Source organism: Chryseobacterium gossypii (assembly GCF_041361455.1).
GTDB classification, from domain to species: domain Bacteria; phylum Bacteroidota; class Bacteroidia; order Flavobacteriales; family Weeksellaceae; genus Chryseobacterium; species Chryseobacterium gossypii.
Window position 1 is genome coordinate 58,189 of record NZ_JBGCUR010000021.1, and the last position, 9,240, is coordinate 67,428.

Below are 9,240 nucleotides of genomic sequence, written 5' to 3' on the forward strand. Positions count from 1 at the left end.
TTTATTATTTAAACTTTATTTTTCTACTCTGTTTCTTACTTTAGTGTGATAGAACACATTTGGTTTTGTTCCGATCTCTTCCAGTAAATAATATCTTCTGTTGCTAGCATATAATTTTCTAACTTCAGATTCCTTGTCATTCATATCCCCAAATGTCATTGCTCCTGTAGAACAAGCTGCAGCACAAGCACAAGAAGCCTGGAATTCAGCATCTGTTACTTTTCTGTTTTCTCTCTTGGCATTTAAGATTGTAGCCTGAGTTTCCTGGATACACATTGAACATTTCTCCATTACCCCTCTGGTTCTTACTACTACATCCGGGTTAAGTACCATTCTTCCAAGATCGTTATTCATGTTGAAATCAAAACGGTCATTAAGGTTGTAGGTAAACCAGTTGAAACGTCTTACTTTATAAGGACAGTTGTTAGCACAATATCTTGTACCGATACATCTGTTGTACGCCATATGGTTTTGTCCCTGTTTACCGTGTGATGTAGCCGCTACCGGACATACTGTCTCACAAGGTGCATGGTTACAGTGCTGGCACATTACCGGCTGGAAGATTACATCCGGATTATCAGCAGGGTGGTTTAATGCTCCTCCTTCTTCATTGAAAGCGGTTCCGTAAAGTTCAGGAACAGCCATTCCTTCTTTCAATCCTTCGTATACTTCTACTTTTTGTCTTGCAGAGTAATAACGGTCAATTCTTAACCAGTACATATCTCTTGACATTCTGATCTCATCTTTACCTACAACCGGAGTATTGTTTTCTGCCTGGCAGGCGATAACACACGCTCCACAACCTGTACAGGAGTTCAGGTCAATAGATAGATTGAAATGAGGGCCATCCGTATCATCGAAAGCATCCCAAAGGTCAATTTTTCTTGCAGGCAACGCACCGCTGATAGTGTGATATTCTAAAGGCTTGTTCCATCCTTTATGTTCATCATCAAAAGCTACGTTCAGGAAGTCTGCCAATGGAACTTCCTTGGCGATCTCGTAACGTCCCATCAGGGTGTTTTGAAGCTGAATACCTGCGAAGGGATGGGTTTCTCCTGTTTTTTCGATCCTCACATTAGATACCACTAAATTAGAACCATCGAATAGAGGATAAGCATTTACACCGGTATCAGCAGTAGCTCCTGAATTTTTCTTGCCATAACCAAGCGCAAGGCCTACAGATCCTTCAGCCTGTCCTGGTTGAATGAATACAGGAACATCTTTTATTGTTACTCCGTTTACAGTAAGGTTCACGATAGAACCATCCAACTGCATTCTTGCATTGAGATCGTTTTCAATGCCTAATCTTTCTGCGTCTTTAGGAGAAATGGTCAAGTAGTTATCCCATGACATTCTCGTAATAGGGTCCGGTAATTCCTGCAGCCAAGGGTTGTTGGCCTGGGTACCGTCTCCCATTGAAGTTTTGGTATATAAAACTAATTCTAAATCAGAAGGTTTGAAAGCGCTCAATTCAGCAATGGCCTGGGCAGCATTTCCTCCGGCATAAGACAATGTCGTTGCATTTGGAGAAGCATTGAAGCCATTATATAAGGCTTTGTTGAAAGAAGTACCTCCTAAAATTGAAGTAGCATTAGCTTTCAAATAATCATAATAGTTGTTTGCAGCATTGTTTTTACCATTCTTCCAAACCAATAAAGATTCTTCGATCTGTCTTGATTTGTAGATTTTCTGGATTGTTGGCTGCATTAATGAATATACACCTGTCTGAGGCTCTATATCTCCCCAGGATTCCAGCCAGTTAGCTACAGGAATCACAGCTTTTGCTGCTTTGTACATTTCATTTTTCTTATCAGCGATAGCAATTACATAAGGAATTTTTGCCAGAGATTTTTTGAACTCTTCTCCTTTGTGATAAGAATAAATAGGATCTACATTGTTGGCAATTAATACACCAACCTGGCCGGCATTGATCCATCCAAGGAATTCCTGGAATCTTGCCTTATCAAATTCTTTCAGGAAGTTTGCCTTACCTGTGAAGGCAACTGAACCTAATTTTTGGTTGATTAAATGGGCTAAAACCTGTGCTCCTTTGGAACCGTCAGCAAAAACAACGGCTTTGCTTCCTTTGGACTGAAGCTCTTTTGCAATTTCAGAGGCAGTTTTGTCTGATGTACCGCCACCAACAATTGCATTATAAACCTCAACAAGAGTTTTATTTACAAGGCTTGGCTTTAGTCTGATTCTCGAGTCAGCATTTGCACCTGTTAAAGACATGTTTGATTCCACCTGGATATGTCTCAACATGTTAGCTCCCGGCTTTCTGGCAGCCGCATAAGAAGTTTCTAAACTTCCTGCGTTATAGTCTGCTAAGAAATCAGCCTGAAAAGAAACAACCAATTCAGTTCCTTTAAGATCGTAAACCGGTAATGCTCTTGTTCCGAAAACTTCCTGAGCTGCATCTAATGCCGCAGCGTAAGGGAAAGCATCATAGGTTACTAATTCAGCTGTAGGATATTTCGCTTTAAATTCGCCGAACAATTTTTTGAAAGTAGGCGAAGGTAAGGAGTGTGACAAAAGAACGATCTTTTTACCCGTTGCATTTGCTTCTGCCAAACCTTTTAATACGAAACTGTCTACTTTATCGAAAGTTTCATCCTTACCATCTAATTTCGGCTGTTTTACTTTATCGTTATCATATAGAGAAAGTACACTTGCCTGAGCTCTCGCATTGGTTTTTCCCAGATCCCCGGCAGCCGGGTTCGGGTCAATTTTTATAGGTCTGCCTTCACGGGTTTTCACTAAAACGCTGGCGAAGTCAAAACCATCGAAATATGTTGAAGCGTAATAGTTAGGAACCCCCGGGATAATATCATGCGGTTTTACCACATAAGGAATTGTTTTAATTACCGGAGCTTCACAGGCAGCTAATGTTACTGCTGCAGTAGAGAAACCTAATAATTTTAAGAAATCTCTTCTTGAAGTACTTGATCCGTTTTTCTCAGCATCTCCAAGGAAATCTTCTACCGGAATTTCTTCTTGAAACTCTTTTTGAGCCAGCTTATTGTTTAAAGCAGGATCTTTAAGTTCATGAATACTTCTAAATTGTATTTTGTTTGAAGCCATTTATACTTCTAATTTTTAGTTATTAATAATGACATTTACCACATTCAATACCTCCAATTGCATCTACAGTAATTTTACCACCGTCTTTAGGATATTGTTTTTTCAGCTTTTCGTGTAGATTCTTGAAGTATTCTTTATTGTAACCGTTGTTCATATCTACTTCAGTAGTTCTGTGGCATTCTATACACCATCCCATAGTGAAATCGTTAGCCATCTGAACAACATTCATTGTATCTATTTTTCCGTGACAGGCTTTACATACAACATCGATTTTGTTGTTCGGATTCTTTTTGTTGAAAGAATTGATGATTGCCTGCTCACCTGCTACTACGTGTTGAGAGTGGTTGAAGTACACAAAATCTGGCATATTGTGGATTCTTGTCCATTCTACCGGCTGTGTTTTACCTGTGTATTGTTGTTTCTCAGGATCCCAACCTGTTGCAGCATAAATTTTTTGAATTTCCCCATCATAGAAAGCCTTATCTTTTCCTGGTTCCATGTAGTGGTCAGCATTGTACTCAGAAATCGTTCTGTGGCAGTTCATACATACATTCATAGATGGGATTTCCGATACTTTACCATATTTAGCACTTGAGTGGCAAAGCTGACAGTCAATTTTGTTTTCTCCGGCGTGAATTCTGTGTGAGAAATAAATCGGCTGTTCAGGCTTGTAACCTTTGTAAACACCGATCCACATAAGCCAGTTCCAGATCCCGTAGGTAGCAAGAATGGCAAGTAGAGCTAATAATCCTTTACCTACATAGTGATATTTTTGATAAATTTCACTGAATGAGCGTACTCTGGTCTCATTAAGTCCTGATAATTCTTCGGATTGGCCTAGCTTAACCAATTGTCTCAGTTTTACCAAGATCCAAACTAAAAGACCTGCAATCGCTAAAAGTGAAATGATAACAATGTTTGTAGTAGTTTTGTCTGCCGGTGCGGCTGCGGCCTCTCCTGCGGGGGCAGTTTCAGCCTTTTTTTCCGGTTCTGGAGCCGGAGGATTAGTTGTATAAGCTAGAATGTCGTCTATATCCTTATCCGTTAGATTTGGAAAGACCTGCATTTCAGTCTTATTGTATTTTTCAAAAATTTCATTGGCGTATTTGTCTCCAGAAGCTCTTAAAGCCTTGTTGTCCTTGATCCACTTGTGAAGCCAATCTTTATCGACACCGCCTTCCTGTTTAACACGCTCTACAACCCCTTTCAATGGTGGTCCCACAACTTGTTTGTCTAAAGCGTGACATGCCGTACAATTTGCTTTGAAAAGTTTCTCTCCGTTTTTAGGATCGCCGTCTTGCCCGTAAATTGAAGCACTGGTTGATAACAATAGTCCTATCGCAACCAACGTTTGTTTATAATGCTTTCTCCAACTAATCATTTAAATTATCTTATGTTAGTAAAATATTGAACATTCAATCAATTCCGCAAAAATAATATTTTTAACAGTAATTTAACGGCATATAGAAAAGGGAAAATATCATTTAACTTTAATTTGTATTCATTCTAAATAACCGTGTTTGGTATATTTTTTTATTTGTCTAAATTTGCGACAAACAAGTTTAAATGAAAAATTTCATCAAAATATTTTCGGTGTTATCTTTATTCGGATTTTATTATATTGATGCACAACAGGTTGTAAGAAAAGATACTCTTTCCGGAACCGAGCTTATAATGACCATGGATGCCAAAGTAAGTAGTGCTTTGGAAAGTCTGGAAGATAAATGCTCAAGGGTGGCAGGCACTGGAAGCTCTTCGGTGAGAAATGGCGATGAAGATGATTCAACCAGGCCTGCTAAAATATACGTTCCTAGCAGAGAGCTTACCAATGCGGAAATCTGCAGAAAAAATCCACGTATTTTAGGGTATAAAATCCAGATCACAACGGTAAAAAGCAACGATGAAGCTAACGAGGTAAAAGCCTATTTCAGGAAAAGATTTCCGAATTTAAAAGTGGAGACTGATGCCTCTCTACGACCTAATTATAAAATTCTGGCGGGGAGTTATTTTACAAAACAGAGTGCTGCTTCCGATCTTTCGAAGATCCGGGAATATTTTAAATCCGCAATAGCTGTTCAGTACAGAATCTTCTGTGCAGAAGCGAAATAAATTAATGTTAAATATTATCAATAAAAAAGCTGAGGAATTTCCTCAGCTTTTTTATTGATAATATTGTTTCATGAATGAGAAAAATTCCGACATCCGGATAATGTTGTTCAGTAGCAGATAAGTAAACAAAATAAAAGTTAAGATCATTAAAAAAGATAATGTCTTTGATGAATTTTTATAGGTGTAAAACAACCAGCCGGTCATTAACGGATATACAAAAGCGAAATGTCCTCCATATATGTAAGCGGTATGTAAACCGAACCTCATTACACAGTGTATGACAATATCTATCAGGAATGAAACCATTAAAACCTGTACCAGCTTGTTTTTAAAGTTTTTAAAATAGCTCCAGAAGATCAAAAACAATAGGATGAGGATAAACATATATGAAATCCAGGAAGAGAAAACATCCATTACTAAGGCTTTATAAGCGAAACCCTTCATATTGTTTTTGTCTCGGATGATAAAGCTTGAAAACAAGATATTTCCCCCGAAAAAATAGGAAAGGATCATATCCCAGGTTGGTGTCGATTTTACATTGGAGAACCTTTCATATTGCTCGCTGGTTTTATTCAGAATATTTTTATACATAAAATCTATCCTGTTAAGATAAAGAAGGATGAAGCAAAGACATGTAAGAGATATTCTTAAAAGGGTACTTCCGACTTTTTTCCAGCTCCTGAAAAGATCTTTTTCAAAAAATATAGGGATGAAAACTTTTGTGATATTGGTAATGGTAAGACCTCCGATGGTGATCCCGGCAAAAGTAAGCGGTATGGCGGATATTTTCTCTCCCTGTTTAAGCTTAACAGCTGCATAATTGTTATAAAGAGTAAGTAAAAATAGGGTATAAGTGAAGTTTTCCGGAGTGAAGGAAAGTAAAATACAGGTGGAAAAAATACTGAAAAAAGAAACTAATACAAGAACGATTGATAAAGGAAGCTGTATGATATTTTTTAAGTATTTGAAGACCTGTATCAAGGCCAGACAGATGGTAAACGTACTAAACCATGCTAAGCTCAGCCGGAATGTGGAGTCCATTTTTCCGCCGGATATAAATAATGCCAGCTCTCTTACCCAATTGAAAAGATAATAGGATAACGGATGTCTTTCAAAGCTTCCGCCGGTCATGACAATAGACCGGTTGTCAAAGCTGAAATAAGCATCCCAGGGGATCCTATTGTCAAAAATAATCCTATAATTAACAGCAATATAAGAACCCAGGATTCCATAGCTTATGAGAAAAAACAGAAAGACTCCCAGCTCCGGTAAAGTAGAGGGGAATATTAATTTTAGAGTATTGACAAATTTAGATTTTAAAGACACAAATAGTTTTTTGCAAAAATAAAATAAAAAAGCCCACCGGTCGGTGAGCTTTTATAGATTGTAAATAACTTTATTCTTTAATTACTTTTTCGGAAGAAGAAGTTCCGTCCGTGAAGTCAACTTTCAGGATATAGGTTCCTTTTGGAAGTGAAGAAAGATCCGCTTTTGCAGAAGTAGACGTAAGAATAGATTTTCCTGTGAAGTCTAATACTGTTGAAGATTTGATTTTCTTATCTGTCTTAATGTTGATTTCTCCTTTTGTAGGATTAGGATAGATGCTTGTTGATTTGGTTTTAGCATTTATTTCGCTTGTTGCTAATGTAGATGTGGTTGTGATTTTAACGTCATCCACCATAAACATATATTTATCTGCCGATATGCACTGGATACCAACTCTGATGGTTTGTCCGGCATAAGCATCTAGATTATAAGTAACTTGTTGCCAGCTACCATAAGGAGCGTTTAACGCGTTAGCTCCTGAAATTATTGTAAAATTAGTTTCTGATGTAGGTGTGCCGCTTCCGGTATATACCCCGATCTTGTATCTTTCCGGAGTGTAAGTAGAAGATAATGCTTTCACCCACAAAGTTAATGTATTTCCGGTTGCACCCAGAGTAACCGCAGGAGTTACAAGCCAATCATTATTTGCTGTTACAGAACCATCAGGAACTCCTGCCCAGCAAGCGGCGTATTTTTGTCCGCTGTGAGGATCAAAGTTTCTGGTTTCAGGATCTGCTGTAGTAGGTGAAGCATTGTTCGTTACTGCAGCTGTTGTAGGGTTGAATATTTGGAAAGCCATTGGAGCTCCGGCATTATCCCACATTGGAGTATCCGTTCCCCCCGTATAAGTGTTAAGCTGGTCTAAATCTAAGGTTAACCAGTTGCCAAAACCTGTAATTGCAAAATCTGTGTAGGAATCAAAATTTTCATCCAATAACGTTGTTTGTGAGTGTGCTACAGCACCTGTCAATAACAAACTTAAAGATAGTAGAAGTTTTTTCATGATATATTTTTTATTTTGGTAAATATAATAAAAAAATACAGTTTGTAATGAAAAAAAACTTCATTTTTATATCATAAGGTTAAAATAATTCATAATGCTATGAGCTGCACGAAAGTGTTGAGCATCCCATAATATCATCATATTGAGATGGCCTCTTTACAGAAAATTCAGGGAACATTTCCTGATATGGATTTTCTAGTGCGGAGATTAATTTATTCAGCATTTCTGTTTTTCCGGAATTAATTTCTTCAATGCATTCAAACAACAGATAATTTCTCAGTATGAATTTAGGATTCGTTCTGGCCATTAATGCTATTGACTCTTCTTTGGAGATTTTGTTTTTTTCAAGACGGAGAAAATAGGATTTTATAAAATCGTCAACTTTTGCTGCTTTTTTTTCATCAGGAAATGTATAAGAAATGGTTTCAAGTTGAAGCTTTAAATCGTTGTTTTCATTTATCAATTCCAATTGTTTAAAAAATAATGTATAATCCAATTGTAATTCATGCATCAGCCCCTGCCAGTTGGTAAAGAACTCTTCATCACCATCTAAGAGCTGATCAAAACCAAACTTTCTGCAAAGCATTTTATCATGGGCCTCCCAAAAGTATTCTCCATACTGGTTCAGGGAGTTTTCCAAAAATTTTTCATCATTTATTAAAGGATAAAGTGCATTAGCTAATTGCCACAGATTCCATTGTGAAATTTGTCCCTGCTTTCCAAAAGCGTATCTTCTTCCGGGCAGGTCGGTGGTGTTGGGGGTAAAATTTAAATAGTATTCATCCATCATTGAATAAGGTCCGTAATCTATAGTCAGACCAAGAACAGACATATTATCTGTATTCATTACCCCATGCACAAAGCCTACCCTAAACCACTCTACCATAAGATCGGCTGTTCTTTTAGAAACATGCTCAAAAAAATCTTTATACTTCTGGGTTTCTTCTGACGTAATTTCGGGGAAATAATTATCTATTGTAAAATCGGCGAGATTCTGCAGAGTTTTATATTCTCTTTGAGCGGAAATTAATTCATAGTGCCCAAAGCGAAGGAAGCTTTCAGCGGTTCTGATGACTACAGCTCCCTTTTCTTCCTGCGGATTTCCGTTATACATCATATCTCTTACCACGCTTTCTCCTGTCAGGCATAAGCTCAATGCCCTTGTTGTAGGGATCCCCAGATGGTACATGGCTTCACTCATCAGATATTCACGGACTGATGATCTCAGCACAGCTCTTCCATCCGCATGTCTTGAATAAGGGGTAGCACCGGCACCCTTCCACTGAATCTCAGTTTTTTTACCGGTGACATTTGTAATTTCTCCGGCAAAGATGGCTCTGCCATCGCCTAGCTGTCCTGCCCAATTTCCAAACTGATGTCCGGCATAGGCTGTTGCATAAGAGTGAATATTTTCCGGGAGGTTGTTTCCAACAAGAAAATTCAGGTCTTTTTCTTCATATCCGCCAAGTCCTATTTCTTCGGAAAGCTTTGCATTAAAAATGATGAGTTCAGGCTTTTCAAACCCAGCCGGGGAAACAGTGGAAAATAGTACCTTCGGAGTATTTCTCTGCACAGGATTGCCGGAAAAATCTCCGGGGAATTTCTTTATAAATGGTTGTGTGATGTTTTCAATATTCATACATCAAAGGTATTAATAATAAAGAAAAGAGGCTGTCTCAAAAGTAAGATAGCCTTTTTTATATTTTACAAAAAAAGGA

General features: G+C 37.9%; 6 protein-coding genes. 1 reads left to right on the forward strand and 5 read right to left on the reverse strand.

Annotated elements, in window-relative coordinates; all coding sequences use genetic code 11:
* Positions 1-15: 15 nt before the first annotated feature.
* Both ABMQ40_RS12105 and ABMQ40_RS12110 read right to left on the reverse strand, forming a co-directional pair.
* The gene (locus tag ABMQ40_RS12105) at positions 16-3,084 is read right to left on the reverse strand and encodes a TAT-variant-translocated molybdopterin oxidoreductase (protein WP_370899926.1); all 3,069 of its coding nucleotides are present in this window, start codon (positions 3,082-3,084) and stop codon (positions 16-18) included.
* A 22-nt stretch (positions 3,085-3,106) separates the two neighbouring features.
* Positions 3,107-4,465, reverse strand: coding sequence for a c-type cytochrome (locus tag ABMQ40_RS12110; protein ID WP_370899928.1), 1,359 nt, complete (start codon positions 4,463-4,465; stop codon positions 3,107-3,109).
* Between the two features lie 185 nt (positions 4,466-4,650).
* Here ABMQ40_RS12110 and ABMQ40_RS12115 point away from each other — a divergent pair, with 185 nt between their 5' ends.
* Positions 4,651-5,193: an SPOR domain-containing protein gene (locus tag ABMQ40_RS12115; protein WP_370899930.1), complete on the forward strand. Its 543-nt coding sequence runs from the start codon at positions 4,651-4,653 to the stop codon at positions 5,191-5,193.
* A 51-nt stretch (positions 5,194-5,244) separates the two neighbouring features.
* Here ABMQ40_RS12115 and ABMQ40_RS12120 read toward each other — a convergent pair whose 3' ends face one another.
* The 3 genes from ABMQ40_RS12120 to ABMQ40_RS12130 all read right to left on the reverse strand — a co-directional run bounded on the left by ABMQ40_RS12120 (position 5,245) and on the right by ABMQ40_RS12130 (position 9,161).
* Positions 5,245-6,519 carry a DUF6080 domain-containing protein gene (locus tag ABMQ40_RS12120; protein WP_370899932.1) on the reverse strand — a complete coding sequence of 425 codons (1,275 nt, stop codon included), beginning with the start codon at positions 6,517-6,519 and terminating at the stop codon, positions 5,245-5,247.
* A 70-nt stretch (positions 6,520-6,589) separates the two neighbouring features.
* Positions 6,590-7,522, reverse strand: a complete 933-nt coding sequence (locus ABMQ40_RS12125) for a T9SS type A sorting domain-containing protein (RefSeq protein ID WP_370899934.1) — start codon at positions 7,520-7,522, stop codon at positions 6,590-6,592.
* Between the two features lie 97 nt (positions 7,523-7,619).
* Positions 7,620-9,161, reverse strand: a complete 1,542-nt coding sequence (locus ABMQ40_RS12130; RefSeq protein WP_370899936.1) for a protein adenylyltransferase SelO — start codon at positions 9,159-9,161, stop codon at positions 7,620-7,622.
* Between the last annotated feature and the right edge of the window lie 79 nt (positions 9,162-9,240).